We start from the raw sequence: 19,889 nt of genomic DNA, 5'->3' as shown, positions 1-19,889 counted from the left end.
TGCTATTAATTTTTTAAAAAACTGTTTTTAACGTAAATAATTCTACAATTTTGATTTTTAATATTATAATTAATAGTCTTGTTTCTTGATTCTAAAAGCGATAGCGATCTTGATTCTTTACCAGAAACTAATTTTTAAAAATACTAAGTATATTAATCAAATTGGTAGAAGATAAACTTCCTAAAATCGCTTAAGATCAAACCCTATCCAACTTTTCCTTAGTAAACTCATTCGTGAATTCCCCTGTATTTAAAGTAGTTTTGGGTTCAAATAAGAGTACTTTTACTTCTCCGATGGCTTTAGGACGATGTGGCGTACCTTTGGGAACAATTAAAAACTCCATTGGGTGAATACGTTTTATCTGGTCTTTAAATTCCATTTCCAAAACACCTTCAATAACCAAAAAGAGTTCGTCTTCCTGTTCGTGTTGATGCATGATAAATTCATCCTTTAACCGGGCTATTTTTACCTGTTGCCCGTTTAACTCACCTATAATTCTAGGGTTCCAAAAATCCTGAAATTGTTCGAATTTTTCGTTTATATTGACTACTTCCATAAATACATTTTCTAAAAAATGGAAATTTACGCATTTTTAAGCTTCTGGCGAATTTGGTCTAAAGCTAGGTTATTAATACTCCCCAGATGCGTATGTTTGGTACTCTTTTTAGGTTGATAATTTCCGTTTTCAATATCCTGTCCGATTTTTACATAGGCATCCCGGAACGACATTCCGTTTTGAACCAATTCGTTTAAGGTATCTACGCTAAACAAGTAATCATATTTAGTATCATCGAGAATGGTTTTATTTACTTTGACATTCTTTAGCGCATAAGTAGCCATTTCTATACAAGCTTTTACGTCCTGAATAGCAGGAACGATTCCTTCTTTTAATAACTGTAAATCCCGGTGATATCCACTCGGCAAATTATTGGTTAATAAAGTAAGTTCATAAGGCAAGGCTTGAATTTTATTACATTTCCCCCTAATTAATTCAAAAACATCAGGATTCTTTTTATGCGGCATAATACTAGAACCCGTCGTAAATTCTGAAGGAATGCTCATAAAATTAAAATTTTGGCTCATGTATAAACAAACGTCCATAGCCAACTTGGATAAGGTACCTGCTAAACTACTAATGGCAAAAGCAGTTGATTTTTCGGATTTACCGCGGCTCATTTGCGCTGCTACCACGTTATATTTTAATGTTTCAAAACGCAATTCTTTAGTAGTAAACTCCCGATCAATTGCAAACGAACTTCCGTAACCCGCAGCACTTCCTAATGGGTTTTGATCTACTACTTTGTAGGCAGCGTTTACAAAATACAGATCATCCACAAAACTCTCAGCATACGCAGAAAACCAAAGACCAAAAGATGAAGGCATTGCGATCTGCAAATGCGTATATCCCGGAAGTAAAATTTCTTTATATTTTTCAGCAGCATCTAACAAATTGTCGGATAGTTCTTTTATGGAAGATTTGATTTGAGCTAATTCTTCTTTTAAATACAAATGCATAGCTACCAAAACCTGATCGTTCCGTGATCGGGCAGTATGGATTTTTTTACCAGCTTCCCCAATACGTTGGGTCAGTTCGTATTCAATTTTAGAATGTACGTCTTCAAATTGATCTTCGATGGTAAAAGTTCCGGATTCTATATCCTTAGCAATTTGATTCAGTTCCTTTTCAATTGCAATTATCTCTTTTTCTGATAATAATTCAATCTTATAGAGCATTTTAGCATGCGCCAGAGTAGCCTGTACATCATACTTGGCAATAACCAAATCCAATTGCCGGTCATTCCCCACGGTAAATAAATCTATTTTTTGATCGGTCGGTAATCCTTTATCCCAAAGTTTATGCCCCTTAACCCCCGAAGGTGGAACACTACTTTGATCGTTATTTTTGTTATTACTCATTATTCGTTAGTTATTTAGGCAATAGCATATGTTAGTCAATAGGCAATAGCTAAAAGTTTTTTAGTATTCTTTTATTTCTGGAAAAAATCTAGTTACAAGTACGCCATCATTTGTTATTCTTTCTAGTTATTAATTACTTGTTATATGTTAGTTATTTAGGCAAAAGCCAAAAGTTTTTTAGTTATTAATTTCTATCAATTATTAGTTATTAGTATTTATTTTTATTCAAGTTTTGCAATTCTAGCTAATAATATATTTTCCATTCTTCTTAACCTTTCTACTATTCAACAAAACTTGAGACTTAGGACTTTACACTTAATACTATTCACTTAAAACTTCCGACTTCGGACTTCGTGTACTGTACATCCCTGCTATAGGTTGACCACTTTTAAATAAAGTGATTAATATATGAGAGCAAATTTAAAGAGTATTCAGAAGAGAAGAAAATATTCTGAGGATTTTAAAAAACAATTGGTCAGTGACTTTGAATCGGGTAAGTTCAGTGTCCCACAATTGGAGCGGATACATAAGATATCCCGCTCAAATATCTACAAATGGATTTATAAATATTCTACCTTTAACGAGCATGGATCAAGAGTTGTAGAGATGAAACACAGTAGTTCGGAGAAGTTAAAAGAATTAGAGAAAAAGGTTAAAGAGTTGGAAGCTGCCCTGGGGCGTAAACAAATCAAGATTGACTATCTGGAGAAGGTGGTGGAGATAGCCAAAGATGAACTTAACATCGATATTAAAAAAAACTTCAACACCCCACAATTAGGTGGTTCCAAAAGCATCAGCAAGTAATGGGTTATTCATTAAATAAGCTATATAACGTTGTAGGTATTAGCAAACAAGCCGTACACCAATACGCTAAGCGCCAAGAAGTCTTTGATCGGAAGATTGAGGGCTTAGTAGTAGAGGTAGATGAGTTGCGCAAAGACTTTCCGGGTTGTGGGGTAGAAAAGATGTACGATATACTACAACCTAATTTTATTGGTAGGGACAGGTTTGTAGAAACTATGATGTTATTGGGCTATAGGCTCAAGATCAAGAAGAACTATAAAAGGACGACTATTGCCGCTAAGGTGTATTACCCTAATTTAATTAAAGGGATGGAAGTAGCTGCACCGTCAGTAATTTGGCAAAGTGATATTACTTACATTCTTATTTGTGGGAAGCATTATTATGCAGTCTTTATCATTGACGTTTATACAAAGAAAATTGTAGGTTACTGCCTATCGGACCATATGCGTGCTACGGCTAACCTAAAAGCTTTACAAATGGCACTAAAGGACCATAAACCACCAAAGGTACATCACTCCGATAGGGGCGGTCAATATATCTACAAAGCCTATATCAAGCTTTTAGAACAACATGACTGTAGGATCAGTATGGCACAATCTGCCCAAGATAACGCTTATGCAGAACGTATCAACAGGACTATCAAAAGGGATTATCTTGACTACTGGGAGATTAAAACCTTTGATCAACTAAAGAAAAGAATGAAGCAAGCTGTCAACCATTACAACCATGTAAGGACACATAACAACATCGATAAGAAAACGCCAGTCCAGTTTGAAGAAAACTTTCCTTCAATAAACAAAGATCAAAGGAAAACAATAACTATTTTTAACAATGAAATATAAACCTAAAAGCGGTCAACACTATTTAGGGATGTACATCGAGCCTCAGTCCTCTAATCTAACTGCTAATTTAAATAGATGACTAAAATTCTAATTCTTTTCTATTAAGCTTCTTAGCTTCTTTGCGACTTTGCCTTTCAAATTCTTAACATCAACAGTAAGCAAAGCGAACGATCTAACATCTAGCAGCGAAACGATTTCTTTTCTATACTTCATAAAATCCCCTCCAAAATCTGAATATACAATGCTACCCCTTCTTCAATCTCATTTACGTAAATAAATTCATCTGCCGAATGTGATCGGGTTGAATCCCCCGGGCCTAGTTTTAACGACGGACAACTCAAAACCGATTGATCGGAGAGCGTTGGCGAACCGTAGGTAGTTCTTCCCATAGCCATACCGGATAAAACGACCGGATGATCTTTAGGAATAGATGAAGAGCCCAAACGCAATGATCTAGGTTTGACTGTGGTATTTTCAGGCATAGCTTTCGAGACTTCTTCTAGAACCTCCTGGTTCGTATAACAATCATTCACCCGAATATCTACCACCAGATTACAATGAGAAGGAACCACGTTATGCTGATTTCCTGCTGCCAACTGTGTGACCGTCATTTTGACTTTGCCTAAAGTTTCAGATTCTTTTTTAAATTGATAATTTTGAAACCATTGAATCACTGGCAAGGCGTTATAAATAGAGTTGTCATTATTAGGATGTGCAGCATGACTTGCCGTTCCATTAACCGAAACATCTAAAACCAACAATCCTTTTTCAGCAATTGCCAATTGCATTAAGGTCGGTTCGCCTACAATAGCAAATTCTACGTTTGTAAAATGACTGAGAATACTTTTTAAACCAAGCGGACCGCTACTCTCCTCTTCGGCGGTAGCGGTAATGATTAAGTTGTAAGCCAAATCCGTACGTTCATAGAAATAGGTAAAGGTTGCAATTAACGAAATCAGGCAACCACCGGCATCATTACTTCCTAACCCGAATAATTTTCCCTCTTCAACTTTGGCTTCAAACGGGTTCCGGGTATAATTACCGTTAGGTTTTACCGTATCATGATGTGAGTTTAAAAGAATACTGGGCTTGGAGGCATCAAAATTCTTATTAAACGCCCAAATATTATTATTCTCACGTTGAAAAGGAATATTGTAACGTTTAAACCAATTTTCAATAAGTACCGCAGTCCCCTCCTCCTCCGAAGAAAAAGATTGCGTTTCAATCAGGTTTTTTAAAAGGGCTATAGCTTGTTTTGTAAGTTCTTGTTGCACGGGTTTTTAGTTGTTGATTATTAGTTATTTAGGCAAAAGGCACTAGTTTTTTAGTATTGAGTATTGAGATTATTACAAGTCATTCGTTATTCTATTACTGATTATTAAATTATTTAGGTAAAAGGCACTAGGCAAAAGTTTTTTAGGTAAAAGTTATTAGTTATTTGGTTACTGAGTTATTTAGTTGAAGTTATCTGTTAATTAGTTTACATAAGTATTTCAAAATATATTAAAAATTTGAATTTTAAATTCAAACTCCGACAGAGGGCTGAGGCTCTCGAAGCCCTCGAAGCCCGAAGCCCCCCAAAACCGAAAATTTCATAATTTATCAGTACCATCTTATTTTCAAACTCCCCACATCCACTTAATACTTCATACTTTGTACTTCGTGTACCTCTATATACCCATTCACATTATTCAACTCCTACTATTTCAAAAATTCCCCACATCCACTTAATACTTTATACTTCGCACTCTCCATCTACAATTTTATACTATTATCCATTATTATATATTATTAACAATATCTCAAATCAAAACACTAAGTATAAGAAACAGTAAGCAAAAGCGCACGGGTCTATTCTCTATCTTCTCTTTTCCATCCTAACAACCATCAACCAACAACTGACAACTAGAATCCAAACTAAAGCCTCAGAACCGTATGCACTATACCAGGATTCTTTAAAAACTCACTATTCGCAATATGCACCTTCTCTACTCCGCCTTTTAGCGCTTCAAAACAATTATGCAATTTGGGTAACATCCCATCTGCAATACTACCGCTTTCAACCAGTTCATTGTACTTCCTAAGATTAATCTCCGAAATAACCGAATCTTTATCTTTAATATCTTCTAAAACCCCTTTTAACTCAAAACAATAAAATAAAGAAGTGGCGTACAATGCACTCATTCCCGAAGCCACCGTTGCTGCGATAGTATCCGCATTGGTATTTAATAAATGTCCTTCCTTATCATGTGTGACGGCGCAAAAAATCGGAATCACTCCTGCAGATAGTAGCTGATGTATAAAACTATGATTTACTGCTACGACATCCCCTACCCAACCGTAATCAATCATTTGTACTTCCCGCTTTTTAGACTGAATGCTGTTTCCATCCGCTCCGCTTAATCCAATCGCATTACAATTATTTTTCTGTAGTTGAGCTACTATTTTTTTATTTAACAGTCCTGCATAAGTCATTACTACCACCTCTAGATTTTCCGCCGAAGTAATTCTTCTGCCGTCAATCATTTCCGTTTTAATTTTTAATTTTGCTGCTAATTGAGTTGCCAACTTACCGCCTCCATGTATTAAAATTTTTGGTTGCTTAATTCTAGCGAAATCCGCCAAAAAAGAATGCAAAGTTTGTTCATCTTCAATCACATTTCCTCCTATTTTAACTACCAATAATTCTTCTTTCATTGCTTATAAAAATTTATATCAACATTATATCTAAATGGCAAAGTTTACTTTGCTCATAGCACGTTCACAAAATCAAATTCCCCCTTTGGGGGGCTAGGGGGCTCAAAATTTTCTTCAACACCAACTGCGCGGCATACGTCCGGTTATTTGCCTGTTCAATCACTATAGATGCTTCACTATCTAGAACACCATCTGCAACCACCACATTTCTTCGAACTGGTAAACAATGCATAAACTTCCCGTTATTAGTTTTATTCATCTTCTCTTCGGTAATGATCCAATCTTCCAGGTTTTTACCAATTTCCCCGTAGTTTTTATATGAACTCCAGTTTTTTACATACACAAAATCAGCATTGGTAAATGCCTTTTCTTGATCATACTCAATAGGAACATTTCTTGTAATTTTTTCTAAAAGTTCAAAGCCTTCGGGATGCGTAATCACAAATTCCGCATCCATTTTTTGAACGATTTCTACAAAGGAGTTGGCTACCGCCTGCGGTAAAGCTTTAGGATGTGGCGCCCATGATAATACCACTTTAGGCCTCTTTTTAGTGTTGTGTTCAGTGATGGTTATTGCATCCGTCAAGGCTTGTAAAGGATGTCCAATGGCGCTTTCCATATTTACAATAGGAATACTAGCGTACTTTATAAAGTTGGTAAGCACTTTTTCCTGGTAATCTTCTTCCCGGTTTTCCAGTTTAGCAAAAGCACGGATTGCGAGTATATCACAATATTGTGAAACTACCTGAGCAGCTTCTTTTACATGTTCTGAAGTTCCCTGATTCATTACCGCACCATCTTCGTATTCTAGCGCCCAACCTTCACCGGTAAAATTCATTACCATTACGTTCATACCCAAATTTAAAGCCGCTTTTTGCGTACTTAACCGGGTACGAAGGCTCGGATTAAAAAATACCAAACCAATCGTCTTATCTTTCCCCAGGTCTTTATCAACCAAAGGATTTTTTTTTAATTGAATAGCTTCTTCTACCCAGGTTGCTACCGAATCTATATCTTGTACTGAAGTGTAATTTTTCATTATTTTTAGTTTATAAGGCAAAAGGCACTAGCCACTAGTTTTATTTTGATTTAAGTATAAGGGCTTCGAGAACCTCAGCCCTCTATTTATCTTTATTACATCTATAATTAGACCTATATATAAATCTATTTTAAATTAAATTGCCAAGAAACGCCGAATTGGTCAATTACCCATCCGAACTTTTGACTAAAACCGTAATTAGCTAGTTCCATGGTAACTTTTCTGTTATCCGATAATTTTGAAAAAAGTCTATTTATTTCTACTTCACTCTCACAATCGATATAGTTCGAAACGGCAGGTGAAAAATTACAATCGTGAATTGGGGGATTATCGCTACACATAAATAAATTTCCATCAAGTTCAAAGGTTGCTTGCATAATCTTTCCTTCCGTAATAGGTGCTTCTTTTTTCCAACGTATAACATTGATTATTTTAGAATTATTGAATATATCTATATAAAAATTCATCGCTTTTTCGGCGTTTCCATCCTGATAAGTTAGCAACCTCATATTTGATTCTTCATAAAAGATTTATATTAACATTACTGTTTTTATACAAACTTACCCCACATGCAAAACTATTAATTATCCAACCACCAACTATCAACTACAAACTGACAACCAAAAACTATGAACCATCAACTACCAACTATCAACAACCAGCAACCCTCAACCAACCAACCCAACCCTGGTAAAAGAAGATTTTCCTTCAATGGCATCTGTTATAAAATGATCTTTTAAACCATTCACAATCCAGGTAGTAACCCCGGCTTTTTGGGCAATTCCGGCCGCTTCAATTTTGGTTTTCATTCCTCCGGTACCATGTGTTGATTTTCCTTCTGCTACCTCTTTCTGAAGCAATTTCAAATCCGAAGCTTCTTCTATTGTCTTAAACGATTTATCTTCTACCGATTCTCGAGTATAAATTCCGTCGGTATTAGTGGCAATGATTAGTAAGTCAGCTTTTATTAAAGAAGCGGTTAACCCGGCTAATTTATCATTATCGCCAAACTGAATTTCATCTGTAGCGACCGTATCATTTTCGTTAATGATGGGGATATAGTTATTCTCCAGTAAGACGTTCATAGTGTTGACAATGTTAACCCTAGCTTCTTTTCTTTCAAAATCGGCATACGACATTAAACATTGAGCGGTTAAAAGTCCTAAATCACGAAAACTTTCCTGAAAAATACGCATTAAATGAGGTTGTCCGATAGAAGCCAAAGCTTGTTTTACTTTAATCTCTTTACCATTAGCTTCCAGGTTGACAAATTGCTTAGCCACTGCAATTGCACCTGAACTTACCAATACAAATTCGTAATGTTCCTGTAGTGCCAGAATTTGTCTTCCGATATCTTCAAGTTTTCCCCTCGAAATTTGATCGGTTTGCCGGGTTAGGGTATTAGTACCTATTTTTAAAACAATTCTTTTTTTACCGAATTTGTCCGCTCCCATGAACATACCATTTATTTGTAACCAAATGTTGTAATCCAATAGGTCCTCTTTGATGTAATTTATCCGTACTTATTGCTAATTCTCCACCCAGTCCAAATTGAAATCCATCGGTAAAACGAGTGGAAGCATTGTGATATACCGCTGCACAATCTACTGCCGACATAAAAGCTTCAGCTTCAATCTTATCTCTGGTGGTAATAGTAGCGGAATGTCCTCCGGAATGGGTATTGATCATTTGTATAGCATCATCAATATCTTCAACCGAACCTATAACAATTTTATAGTCCAAAAATTCTTCTTTCCAAATTTCCTTATTTTCGATAGGAAAAACTTCTTTATACGTCGCAATAGCGGCATCTCCTAAAATTTCAACTTTATAGCTTTGTAACCTTTCAATTAAATTTTGAATAAAAACCTCTTTATCTGGTAAGTTAGTATCAATTAATACTTTATCTACTGCATTACAAGCTGAAATTTTGGCTGTTTTTGCATTGATAATAATATCCAATGCCATGGATGGATCTGCATCCTTATGAACGTATACGAAATTGTTACCCCTTCCGCTCACAATTACCGGACAGCTTGCATGTTGCTTCACAAAGGCAATTAACTTTTCTCCTCCTCGGGGTACGATTAAATCGATTGTTTGCGTAGGTTTTTCTAAAAAAGCTTGGGTTGTTTTACGATCATAGTTGAGATAGGTAACCCAGTCCGTAGAAATACTTTGTTCAGATAATGCCTGATGCCAAAGTTCAACGATAGCAAGGTTAGAATTTAGGGACTCTTTACCGCCTTTTAACAATATCTTATTCCCGGATTTAAAAGCAATTCCGGCAGCTTCAATGGTAACATCCGGACGAGATTCGTAAATGATTAATATGGTTCCAAAAGCTGCGGTCTTATTATAAATTTGTAGTCCATTGTCATGAGTAAAGCTAAAACGCTCCACTCCAATCGGATCTTCCTGGCTAGCTAACTGCGTTAAAGAATCAATCATACCTTCGATCTTCACATCATCTACTTTTAAGCGATCGTACATAGCAATATCTTCCCCGGAATAGCTGGTCACATCTTTTTGATTTGCTTCCAGAATTTGTTTTCGGTTTTTATCGACCAGTATTGCCATTCGACTAAGTACCGCATTTCTCTGAGCGATACTTAAAATAGTTTTGGATGTCTGTTCTTTTATTTGTTCCATAATTTTTTTGTTGTCCTTATTAATCACTAGTCAATAGGTACTAGTTTTTAGATCCGGGCTTCGAGGGCTTCGAGAGCCTCTAACCCTCTGATTTGAAAACCTTAGCCCTTTAAACTTAAAAATTCAGCCTTTTCTAATACCTTTTTCAGCGAACTAAAAAATTGGTCGATTTCTTGTTTTCCGATGTTTAAGGGTGGAAGGATTCGTAATACCTTTTTATTTTTAGCTCCGCCAGTAAAGATATGTTCCTGGTAAATTAATTCTTTACGTAAGGCTCCCACTTCAAAGTCAAATTCTAATCCTAACATTAAGCCTCTTCCTTTTATTTTCTTTACTCCCGGTAGTTTTTTTGCTTCTGCTATAAAATATTCACCGGTTAATCGTGTGTTGTCCAGTAATTCTTCCGTTTCCATCACTTCTAATACCGCCATAACCGCAGCACAAGCCAGGTGATTTCCTCCAAAGGTGGTTCCTAACAAACCGTAACTGGCTTTAATATGAGGGGCAATCATAATTCCCCCCACCGGAAATCCATTACCCATACCTTTGGCAATCGAAATAATATCCGGGGTAATTCCATGATGTTGATGTGCAAAAAACTTCCCGCTTCGTCCAAAACCTGACTGAACTTCGTCCAGAATCAAAACCACCTGGCTTTCTTTGCATACTTTTTCTATATTCTGCAAAAATTCCGTGTTAGGTTCATCCAAGCCTCCTACTCCCTGGATAGGTTCAATAATAACAGCGCAAACGTCACCTTTTTGGATTTCAGTCTTGGCTAACTCAAAATCATTAAGTGGTAGGAAGGTGACGTTCTGCTGTTGATTTAAAGGTGCATTAATACTTTTATTATCCGTAGCTGCTACCGCAGCCGAAGTCCGTCCGTGAAAACCGTTGTGAAAAGCAATTACCCGTGATTTTCCGGTATGGAAGGAAGCGAGTTTCAACGCATTTTCATTGGCTTCTGCTCCTGAATTACAAAGAAATAAGCTGTAATTAGTACATCCTGACATTTGCCCTAATTTTTCTGCTAAATCACTTTGCAGGCTGTTTTGTACGGCGTTAGAATAAAATCCTATTTGTGCAACCTGATCTTGTATTCTTTTCACGTAATGCGGATGCGAATGTCCAATAGAAATAACCGCATGACCACCGTATAAATCCAGGTATTTTGTTCCATTTTTATCAACTACGGTACTGTCATAGGCTTTTACCGGCTCTACATCATACAACGGATATACTTCGAATAGTTTCATTTTTTTTACGAGTATTAAGTGGTGAGTACAAAGTGCTAAGTAATAGGTACAAAGTATAAAGTACTAAGTATTATCAACTTCTTGTAACCTCATTCTTTTAAATTATAATTTTATTTATCGTAATGCTTCTTTCTACTTTATTTTAATTTTTTAAACTAGCTTTAATTATAGTAGTTTGTAACCATTGACTACTAACCGACAATTATCAACTAAAAACCAACAACTAACAACAATCAACCAATAACCATAAACTAAAAACCACCTACTTAATCGTATTAATTTTTTCATAAGAAGCCATGACTCCTTTGATGACTGATGAGCTAAGTCCTTGATGTTCCATTTCGTTTAAACCTTCAATCGTACATCCTTGAGGCGTAGTTACTTTGTCTATTTCACGTTCTGGGTGCGTTCCGTTTTCAGCGACCAGGGTAGCTGCACCGATGGCAGTTTGTACCGCAATTACCTGAGCTTCATGCGGATGAAAACCCATCTGAATTCCGCCTTGGATCATTGCCCTTAAAAACCGAAGGAAAAAAGCGATACCACTAGCTCCCAATACGGTTGCCGCTTGCATCAAACGCTCTTCGATCACCAAGGTTTCACCAATAGTTTTAAACATTTCTTCCACCTTTTCCAATTCCTGTTTCGCATTATCATTAGCGGCAATACAGGTCATAGATAACTTTTTAGCAGCTCCTGTATTTGGCATCACCCTAATCACTTTATTATCAGGTACTACTTCATTAATTTCGGCTATAGATGTTCCCGTGACGGTTGAAATTAAAATTTGGCTATCGGTTAAAATTTCTTTGATTTCACTGAGTACAGTAGTCAATTGCCGGGGCTGGACACATAAAATCACCCAATTTACATCTTTTATAGAACTTTTAATCTCCTGTGAAGTAACTACCCCTAAGGATTCTTCTATTTGCTGTAAATTATACCGGGATTTGTCAACCACAGTAATATCCGTAAGTTTAAAAATCGAGCTGGCAGCTAATCCGGAAATAATAGATTTCCCCAAATTACCTCCGCCTATAATTGTAATTTTGTCTTTCATTTTTATTATTTCTCAATTAAAATACACTTGATTTTAATGCCAAAGATTCTTTCTCGTCAAACCCAAACATTAGATTCATATTATGTACTGCTTGTCCGGATGCGCCTTTGACCAAATTATCAATAACAGAAGTAATAATCAGCATTCCCTCTTTCTTTACCAGATGGAGTATACACTTATTGGTATTTAATACTTGTTTTAAACTTATTTCTTTATCTGAAAGTATAGTAAAAACGGCATTTTTATAATATTCTCTATAAAGATCAATCGCTTCTTGTTCACTTCCTGCGTAAGAAGTATATAATGTCGCATAAATCCCTTTACTAAAGTTCCCCCGGTTCGGTATAAAGAACAGAGGATGGTCTACATTCCCTTGTAATTGTTGTAAACTTTCTGAAATTTCGCCTAAATGCTGATGGGTAAATACTTTATAACTTGAAAAATTATTATCTCTCCAACTAAAATGGGTAGTTCCTCCCGGCATAATCCCGGCTCCCGTGCTTCCGGTAGTGGCATTAATATGTACCGGAGCGGTTAATTCTCTCTTCGCTGCAAGCGGAAGTAGTGCTAACTGAATAGCAGTAGCAAAGCATCCCGGATTTGCAATATTTGAAGCGCTTCGGATTTGATCGATTTGTAGTTCTGGTAATCCGTATACGAATTCGCGTCCTAAAAAACTACGATCTTTATTTAACCGAAAATCATTTCCCAGATCAATTACTTTAGTCCTTTTAGAAAACGTATGTTGTTCTAAAAAAGCCCTGGACCGTCCGTGACCCAGACATAAAAACAATACGTCTACTTCCGGGTTTACCTGATCTGTAAATATAACTTCGGTATCACCAATTAAGTCCGTATGTTGTTCATAGATATATTTACCTGCATTGGTGGTACTAAATACAAAATCCAAGCTTACTTTTGAATGCCGAACCAATATCCGTAACAATTCGCCTGCCGTATATCCCGAACCTCCTATAATTCCTGCTTTAATCATAATTCGGATGGATTTACATTGTGATAGATTTTATTGGCATTCCCGTAAATTTTTATAAAACCTTTAGCATCATCAGAAGTCCAGCTGTTGTTCATCTCACCATATTGCCCAAAGTCAGATTTCATCATGTCAAATTCAGATTCGATACCTTCTAATGTAAAATGATAAGGTTGTAAAATAACCTTGACGGTACCGGTCACTGATTTTTGCGAATCTTCCAGAAATACCTCGATATTTCGCATCACCGGATCCAGGTAATTCCCTTCGTGTAATAACATTCCGTACCAGTTAGCTAATTGTTCTTTCCAATACTGCTGCCATTTGGTAAGTACATGTTTTTCCAGCAGATGATGTGCTTTAATTATTAATAAAGGAGCCGCTGCTTCAAATCCTACCCGGCCTTTAATTCCAATAATCGTATCTCCCACATGAATATCTCGGCCAATTGCAAAAGCACTGGCTAGTTTTTCCAACTTTTGAATATTTTTAACCGGATCACCATCTTCCCCGTTAATTGCTGTAAGTTCTCCATTCGTAAATTGTAAGGTAACTTTTTCCGGTGTTTTTTTAGTTAATTGACTTGGGTAGGCTTCTTCCGGCAAAGTGCTATGAGAAGTAAGGGTTTCCTTGCCCCCTACACTGGTTCCCCAGATTCCTTTATTGATAGAATATTGCGCTTTTTCCCAACTGTAGTGCACTCCGTGTTTCTCTAAATACGTAACTTCTTCCTGTCGTGAAAGTTTTAAATCTCTAATTGGAGTAATAATCTCAATTTCAGGGGCCAGGGTTTGAAAAATAACGTCAAACCGAATCTGATCATTTCCGGCTCCGGTACTTCCGTGAGCAATATACTTAGCCCCCACTTCTTTTGCATACTGAATTACTTCAATAGCCTGAAAAATTCGTTCGGCACTTACAGATAAGGGATACGTATTGTTTTTAAGTACGTTACCAAAAATTAAATACTTAATTGCTTTCTCATAAAATTTATCTAAGATGGTTTTGTTTACATGAGAAGAACTTCCTAATTCATAGGCTCGTTTTTCCGTATGCTCCAACTCCTCTTCAGAAAAGCCACCCGTATTGACTAAAATCGTATGCACTTCCAGGTTTTTTTCATGAATTAAATATTTAACACAATAAGAGGTATCTAAACCACCACTATAAGCTACTACTACTTTTTCCATAGGTATTTTTAGGACTTTTCTATTTTTTATTAATTATTGTAAAAATCAATGATTTTAGTTTTTGTTTAAAAAACATGGTTTGTTTGATCTTTTTTAAACGTTGCAATAAGGTCTGATCGAACCAACCTTCTGGTTCTTTACTCTTATTTTGTTGACTGCTTTTCTTCGGATCATAAAGCATTCCTGTACATAAGCACATCTTGTGATCTTTTGCCTTTAGAATTTCATAATTGGTACAGGTTTGGCACCCCGCCCAAAATTTAGGGTCATCCGTAAGTTCTGAAAAAGTCACTGGCTTATATCCCAAATCTGAATTAATCTTCATTACAGCTAGACCAGTAGTAATACCAAAAACTTTAGAAGTTGGATATTTTTCTAAAGAATAATTAAAGGTAAATTCTTTAATCCTTTTTGCCAACCCCTGGTTTCTAAAATCCGGGTGTACAATTAATCCGGAATGTGCTACGTATTTTTCATGTCCCCAGACTTCTATATAACAAAATCCGGCGAATTTATTACCGTCAATGGCGATAATAGCATTACCGTTTTCCATTTTACCTTTTACGTACTCGGGAGTTCGCTTAGCAATACCAGTTCCCCTCACTTTTGCAGATTGTTCAATCACCTCGCAAATTTCTTTTGCAAAATGAAAATGTTTTGAATTGGCAATATGTAGTTGTATGTTACCCATTTAGGTAATAGAAATATTAGAAATATAACTTAACAGCATAGAAATGCTCTAAAAGCTATTCTTTAAATAAAAACGATAATACTAAAGATGAACATCTTTGGAAACCGGGACACACCCAAGTTTAAAAATTGAAGAACCCACTAGGGGCGGCAGAAACAAAAATTTAAATTAGGTAATACTAATGATGTATTCTGCGAAAGAATGGATAATGGTTGTTTCTGTAAATTTTTATTTCTCATGATAGTAACTCTAAATCGTCGGCGATTGCCCCTTTCGTTAACTAAGTAAGGGTTAAAGATAATTATAAAAACCTTAACAGACAATTTTTTTATAAAATTCCGGAAATATTTTAGGTGTAATCAATTTTAACTTATTCGGACTTCTTAATGGATTGTCATATTTAAAAAGTCAGTTTAAACCTGTCGTATTTATTTAAGATAATATTCTAAACAATGTAACAAGCATAAACTGACCTTTTTTATTTAGAAAGTGTATAATTCCAAAGCTTTAATCAGAATAATTACACGATAGGTTTCATAGCCGTCATGGATGCTCTTAATCTTGCTCCTACTACTTCTATCGGATGAGTTCTTACTGTATGGTTTACTTCGATTAGCTTTGCGTTATCTACACTATTATCTTTACCTTCTCCGTAAGTTTTACCAATAATATCCGTATCTACGGTTTTCATAAAATCAGCTAATAGAGGTTTACATGCATGATCAAATAAATAACAACCGTATTCCGCGGTATCAGAAATTACCCGGTTCATTTCAAAAAGTTTTTTTCTTGCAATAGTATTTGCAATCAACGGAGTTTCGTGAAGGGATTCGTAATAAGCAGAATCTTCGATAATCCCGGCACTGGTCATTGCTTCAAAAGAAAGTTCTACTCCAGCTCTTACCATAGCTACCATTAATACGCCATTATCGTAATACTCCTGTTCTGAGATTTCATTATTTCCGGCAGGTGTTTTTTCAAATGCAGTCTCGCCGGTTTCTGCTCGCCATTTTAATAAGTTTTTATCATCATTCGCCCAATCTTCCATCATGGTTTTTGAGAAATGTCCGGATATGATATCATCCATATGCTTTTCAAATAAGGGACGCATGATATCCTTTAATTCTTCTGAAAGTTCAAAAGCTTTGATTTTAGCAGGATTGGACAAACGATCCATCATATTAGTAATTCCACCGTATTTTAATCCTTCAGTGATAGTTTCCCAGCCGTATTGAATCAGTTTAGAAGCATATCCTTTATCAATTCCCTTTTCAACCATCTTATCAAAGCACAAGATAGAACCTGTTTGTAATAATCCGCATAAAATGGTTTGTTCTCCCATCAAATCCGATTTTACTTCGGCTACAAAAGAGGATTCTAATACTCCCGCCCGGTCACCTCCGGTTGCTACGGCATATGCTTTTGCTTGGGCAAACCCTTTACCTTCCGGATCGTTCTCAGGATGTACTGCAATTAAAGTCGGTACCCCAAAACCTCTTTTATATTCTTCCCGAACTTCAGAACCTGGACATTTTGGTGCTACCATGATAACAGTGATGTCCTTTCTGATTTGCATTCCTTCTTCTACGATATTAAATCCGTGTGAGTAAGATAAAGTTGCCCCGTCTTTCATTAAAGGCATTACTGCTTTGATTACCTGGGTATGTTGCTTATCCGGGGTTAGGTTGATGACCAGGTCAGCCGAAGGTATTAATTCTTGATAAGTTCCTACATTAAAATTATTTTCGCTGGCATTTTTATAGGATTGCCGCTTTTCAGAAATAGCCGAATCTCTTAAAGCATATAAAATATCCAAACCGGAATCTCTCATATTTAACCCCTGGTTTAATCCCTGAGCTCCGCATCCTACAATAACTATTTTTTTACCTTTTAGCGCTTCAACACCATCTTCAAACTCATTAGTATCCATAAATCGGCATTTTTCCAACTGAGTTAATTGATCTCTTAATGATAGTGTGTTAAAATAATTAGTCATTTTTTAAAATTTATAGTTGCGTCCTTTACGGACGTTAATAATCGTATGAATAAATGGGTTGGTATTTATATATTTTCGGGGGTAAAGCTTTCTAATATTTTTGAAATATGCATTTTTTCTTTAGAAATAGCAATCCTACCGGATCTTACAAATTGCATCAATCCATAAGGTTCTAATTTGTTATATAAAGCTTCGGTTTCTCTTCGTCTTCCGGTTTTTTCTATCACGAAGAATTCGCGGGTAACCGTAACAATATTGGCATTGTTGTTTTTGATAATATTCTGGATTTCCCGCTTTTCGAATAGCAGAGAAGAGTCAATCTTAAAAAGTGCGGTTTCCAAATGAAAAATTTCGTCATCTTTATGGTAAAATGCCTTAATGACCTCAATTTGCTTTTCAATTTGTCCGATAATTTTTTTGACCTGTTCTTCGGTAATCTTGACCACTATAATAAAACGGTACACATCCGGAATCTCTGATCGGGAAGCCGTCATACTATCCAGATTGATATGCCTTTTTAAGAATATAGCTGAAATACGGTTAAGCAAACCTATATTGTTTTCGGTATATACCGAAATTGTAAATCGTTCTTTTTCCATTAGTACAGTAATGCGATATACATCTATGTATTTACTCTTTGGTTATTTTTTAATTATTTGGTAATTCGGTTATAAAATGATTTTATTTTTATATTGATATTTTCTGAGAATGTTTATTATTTATGATATCTGAGAAAGAACTAAATAACAAATAAAGCATCCATTTTGTAACTATTTCAATTCTTAAAAACTTCATTTCTATATTGAATTAAAGAATAATAGTGAAGAGTTTTGCTGAAAGATTTATCTACTCTATTTACCACTTTTATTTTCAAACTAAACACTTCCTACTTCATACTTTATACTTGGTACCTTACAAGCCACTCTACAACCAGCACTACTCCAACCGAATATCCGAAACCGAAGCCCCGGTAGGGATCATCGGAAACACGTTATCTTCTTTTTCTACTCGTACTTCCAAAAAATACGGTTCTTTAGATTGAATCATTTTTTTAACTGCCTCTCGTAAATCGTTACGTTCATCTACTTTTTTTGCTTCAATAGAATAACCTTCAGCAATTTTAACAAAATCGGGATTGATCATTTCTGTAGAAGCATATCTTTTTTCAAAAAATAATTGCTGCCATTGCCTCACCATCCCTAAAAACTCATTGTTTAAAACTACAATCTTAACTGGTACTCCGGTTTGAAAGATAGTCCCTAATTCCTGAATAGTCATTTGATATCCACCGTCTCCGATAATAGCCACTACTTCGCGATCAGGAGCGCCCATCTTGGCACCAATGGCAGCCGGCAACGCAAACCCCATAGTTCCCAGACCTCCGGAAGTTACGTTACTTTTAGTTTTATTGAATTTGGCATAACGACAGGCAACCATCTGGTGTTGTCCCACATCCGAAACGATAATAGCATCTCCACCAGTCTCTTCGTTAATATATTTAAGCACCTCCCCCATCGTTAATTTATCCTTGGTAGGATTCAGGTCGGAGTCGATTACTTTATTAAACTCTATTTGATTATAATCTTCAAATTGCTGTAACCATTCTTTATGGAAATTAGATGCTACTAATTCGTGTAGTTGTTTTAGCGTATGCTTAACATTACCCATTACCGCTACATCGGCATGTACATTTTTATTTACCTCTGCCGGATCAATTTCTAGGTGGATTACTTTTGCCTGCTTGGCATAAGTTTCCAGATTACCGGTGACCCGATCATCAAAACGCATACCTATAGCAATCAAGACATCGCATTCATTTGTCAATTTATTAGGAGCATAATTACCGTGCATTCCCACCATCCCAACGTTTAATGGATGAGCAGTGGGTAGTGCGGACAGTCCTAAAATAGTCCAGGCAGCCGGAATTCCGGTTTTTTCTATAAAATCTTTAAACTCTTTTTCGGCTTTGCCTAAAATCACTCCTTGTCCCCAAACGATTAAAGGTTTTTTAGCTTCATTTATCAGTTTGGCAGCCGCTTCTAATGTTTTAGGATCTGTTTTTGGTACCGGTATATAACTACGTACTCCTTTACATTTTTCGTAATTAAAATCTAACTGACCGAACTGTGCATCTTTAGTAATATCTACTAGTACCGGACCGGGCCTTCCTGATCGGGCAATATAAAAAGCCTTGGCTATAACTCCGGGAATATCTTCTGACTTGGTTACCTGGCAATTCCACTTGGTTACCGGAGTAGAAATCCCAATGATATCGGTTTCCTGAAAGGCATCTGTTCCCAATAAGTGAGAACCTACCTGACCGGTAATACAAACCATTGGAGTCGAATCTATTTGCGCATCTGCAATTCCGGTTACAAAATTAGTCGCACCCGGACCCGAAGTCGCAATAGCTACTCCTACTTTCCCACTGGTTCTAGCATAGCCCTGAGCGGCATGAGTAGCCCCTTGTTCATGACGGGTTAAAATATGAGTAAGTTCATCCTGAAATTTATATAACTCATCGTAGACGGGCATGATGGCTCCTCCGGGATAGCCGTAAATTAAATCAACACCTTCAGCTAATAAACATCGAATGACCGCTTCGGCACCCGAAATTCTTAGCATTTTCTCTTCCATTTTCTTTTCTTCTGTCTTTAATTGTGTTGCCATACTTTTTTAAAATTATGAATTATGAATTCAGAATTATAAATTAATGTAATAAAATATTAAGATGATTATATGGTTAACTCTAAT

Annotated in this window: 18 protein-coding genes; 2 read left to right on the top strand and 16 right to left on the bottom strand. The window is 36.1% G+C overall.

The window, feature by feature from the left end; genetic code table 11:
* Window positions 1-196: 196 nt before the first annotated feature.
* Together NBT05_RS13300 and argH are read right to left on the bottom strand one after the other, a co-directional pair.
* Window positions 197-556, bottom strand: coding sequence for a cupin domain-containing protein (locus NBT05_RS13300; RefSeq protein ID WP_265770347.1), 360 nt, complete (start codon window positions 554-556; stop codon window positions 197-199).
* A gap of 26 nt (window positions 557-582) precedes the next feature.
* Window positions 583-1,917 carry an argininosuccinate lyase gene (gene argH / locus NBT05_RS13295; protein WP_265770346.1) on the bottom strand — a complete coding sequence of 445 codons (1,335 nt, stop codon included), beginning with the start codon at window positions 1,915-1,917 and terminating at the stop codon, window positions 583-585.
* Between the two features lie 408 nt (window positions 1,918-2,325).
* Between argH and NBT05_RS13290 the strand changes: the two genes are divergently transcribed.
* Both NBT05_RS13290 and NBT05_RS13285 read left to right on the top strand, forming a co-directional pair.
* On the top strand, window positions 2,326-2,721 hold the full coding sequence (locus tag NBT05_RS13290) for a transposase (RefSeq protein ID WP_265770345.1): 396 nt from the start codon (window positions 2,326-2,328) through the stop codon (window positions 2,719-2,721).
* Window positions 2,721-3,563, top strand: a complete 843-nt coding sequence (locus NBT05_RS13285) for an IS3 family transposase (protein ID WP_265770344.1) — start codon at window positions 2,721-2,723, stop codon at window positions 3,561-3,563. The genes NBT05_RS13290 and NBT05_RS13285 overlap by 1 nt, the downstream gene beginning before the upstream one ends.
* 209 nt (window positions 3,564-3,772) lie before the next feature.
* Here NBT05_RS13285 and NBT05_RS13280 read toward each other — a convergent pair whose 3' ends face one another.
* From NBT05_RS13280 to ilvB, 14 genes are all read right to left on the bottom strand, one after another.
* A complete protein-coding gene (locus tag NBT05_RS13280; protein WP_265770343.1) occupies window positions 3,773-4,837 on the bottom strand; it encodes a M20 family metallo-hydrolase in 1,065 nt (354 codons plus the stop codon).
* 643 nt (window positions 4,838-5,480) lie between these two features.
* The gene (gene argB / locus NBT05_RS13275) at window positions 5,481-6,260 is read right to left on the bottom strand and encodes an acetylglutamate kinase (RefSeq protein WP_265770342.1); all 780 of its coding nucleotides are present in this window, start codon (window positions 6,258-6,260) and stop codon (window positions 5,481-5,483) included.
* A gap of 64 nt (window positions 6,261-6,324) precedes the next feature.
* Entirely contained in the window at window positions 6,325-7,299 is a 975-nt protein-coding gene (locus tag NBT05_RS13270; RefSeq protein WP_265770341.1) for an N-acetylornithine carbamoyltransferase, read from the bottom strand.
* 125 nt (window positions 7,300-7,424) lie between these two features.
* Window positions 7,425-7,808 carry a VOC family protein gene (locus tag NBT05_RS13265; protein WP_265770340.1) on the bottom strand — a complete coding sequence of 128 codons (384 nt, stop codon included), beginning with the start codon at window positions 7,806-7,808 and terminating at the stop codon, window positions 7,425-7,427.
* 159 nt (window positions 7,809-7,967) lie between these two features.
* Window positions 7,968-8,753: a glutamate 5-kinase gene (gene proB / locus NBT05_RS13260; RefSeq protein ID WP_265770339.1), complete on the bottom strand. Its 786-nt coding sequence runs from the start codon at window positions 8,751-8,753 to the stop codon at window positions 7,968-7,970.
* Entirely contained in the window at window positions 8,731-9,951 is a 1,221-nt protein-coding gene (locus tag NBT05_RS13255; protein ID WP_265770338.1) for a glutamate-5-semialdehyde dehydrogenase, read from the bottom strand. The genes proB and NBT05_RS13255 overlap by 23 nt, the downstream gene beginning before the upstream one ends.
* Before the next feature lie 101 nt (window positions 9,952-10,052).
* Window positions 10,053-11,207 carry an aspartate aminotransferase family protein gene (locus NBT05_RS13250; protein WP_265770337.1) on the bottom strand — a complete coding sequence of 385 codons (1,155 nt, stop codon included), beginning with the start codon at window positions 11,205-11,207 and terminating at the stop codon, window positions 10,053-10,055.
* Window positions 11,208-11,469: 262 nt separating this feature from the next.
* Window positions 11,470-12,267 (bottom strand): pyrroline-5-carboxylate reductase, encoded by a 798-nt coding sequence (proC, locus tag NBT05_RS13245; protein ID WP_265770336.1) that lies wholly within the window; start codon window positions 12,265-12,267, stop codon window positions 11,470-11,472.
* A gap of 16 nt (window positions 12,268-12,283) precedes the next feature.
* The gene (gene argC, locus NBT05_RS13240; protein WP_265770334.1) at window positions 12,284-13,261 is read right to left on the bottom strand and encodes an N-acetyl-gamma-glutamyl-phosphate reductase; all 978 of its coding nucleotides are present in this window, start codon (window positions 13,259-13,261) and stop codon (window positions 12,284-12,286) included.
* The gene (locus NBT05_RS13235; RefSeq protein ID WP_265770333.1) at window positions 13,258-14,448 is read right to left on the bottom strand and encodes an argininosuccinate synthase; all 1,191 of its coding nucleotides are present in this window, start codon (window positions 14,446-14,448) and stop codon (window positions 13,258-13,260) included. The genes argC and NBT05_RS13235 overlap by 4 nt, the downstream gene beginning before the upstream one ends.
* Window positions 14,449-14,467: 19 nt before the next feature.
* Window positions 14,468-15,139 (bottom strand): GNAT family N-acetyltransferase, encoded by a 672-nt coding sequence (locus tag NBT05_RS13230; protein WP_265770332.1) that lies wholly within the window; start codon window positions 15,137-15,139, stop codon window positions 14,468-14,470.
* Window positions 15,140-15,659: 520 nt separating this feature from the next.
* Window positions 15,660-17,135: a ketol-acid reductoisomerase gene (gene ilvC / locus NBT05_RS13225; RefSeq protein ID WP_265770331.1), complete on the bottom strand. Its 1,476-nt coding sequence runs from the start codon at window positions 17,133-17,135 to the stop codon at window positions 15,660-15,662.
* Window positions 17,136-17,200: 65 nt separating this feature from the next.
* Complete coding sequence (ilvN, locus tag NBT05_RS13220) at window positions 17,201-17,734, bottom strand: acetolactate synthase small subunit (protein WP_265770330.1); 534 nt, start codon at window positions 17,732-17,734, stop codon at window positions 17,201-17,203.
* A 337-nt stretch (window positions 17,735-18,071) separates the two neighbouring features.
* Window positions 18,072-19,805: a biosynthetic-type acetolactate synthase large subunit gene (gene ilvB, locus NBT05_RS13215; RefSeq protein ID WP_265770329.1), complete on the bottom strand. Its 1,734-nt coding sequence runs from the start codon at window positions 19,803-19,805 to the stop codon at window positions 18,072-18,074.
* Window positions 19,806-19,889: the final 84 nt, after the last annotated feature.

This window comes from Aquimarina sp. ERC-38, assembly GCF_026222555.1.
In the GTDB taxonomy this organism is placed as follows: domain Bacteria; phylum Bacteroidota; class Bacteroidia; order Flavobacteriales; family Flavobacteriaceae; genus Aquimarina.
The sequence above is the reverse complement of the archived record's forward strand: the minus strand, read 5'-3'. Positions and strand labels throughout refer to the sequence as shown.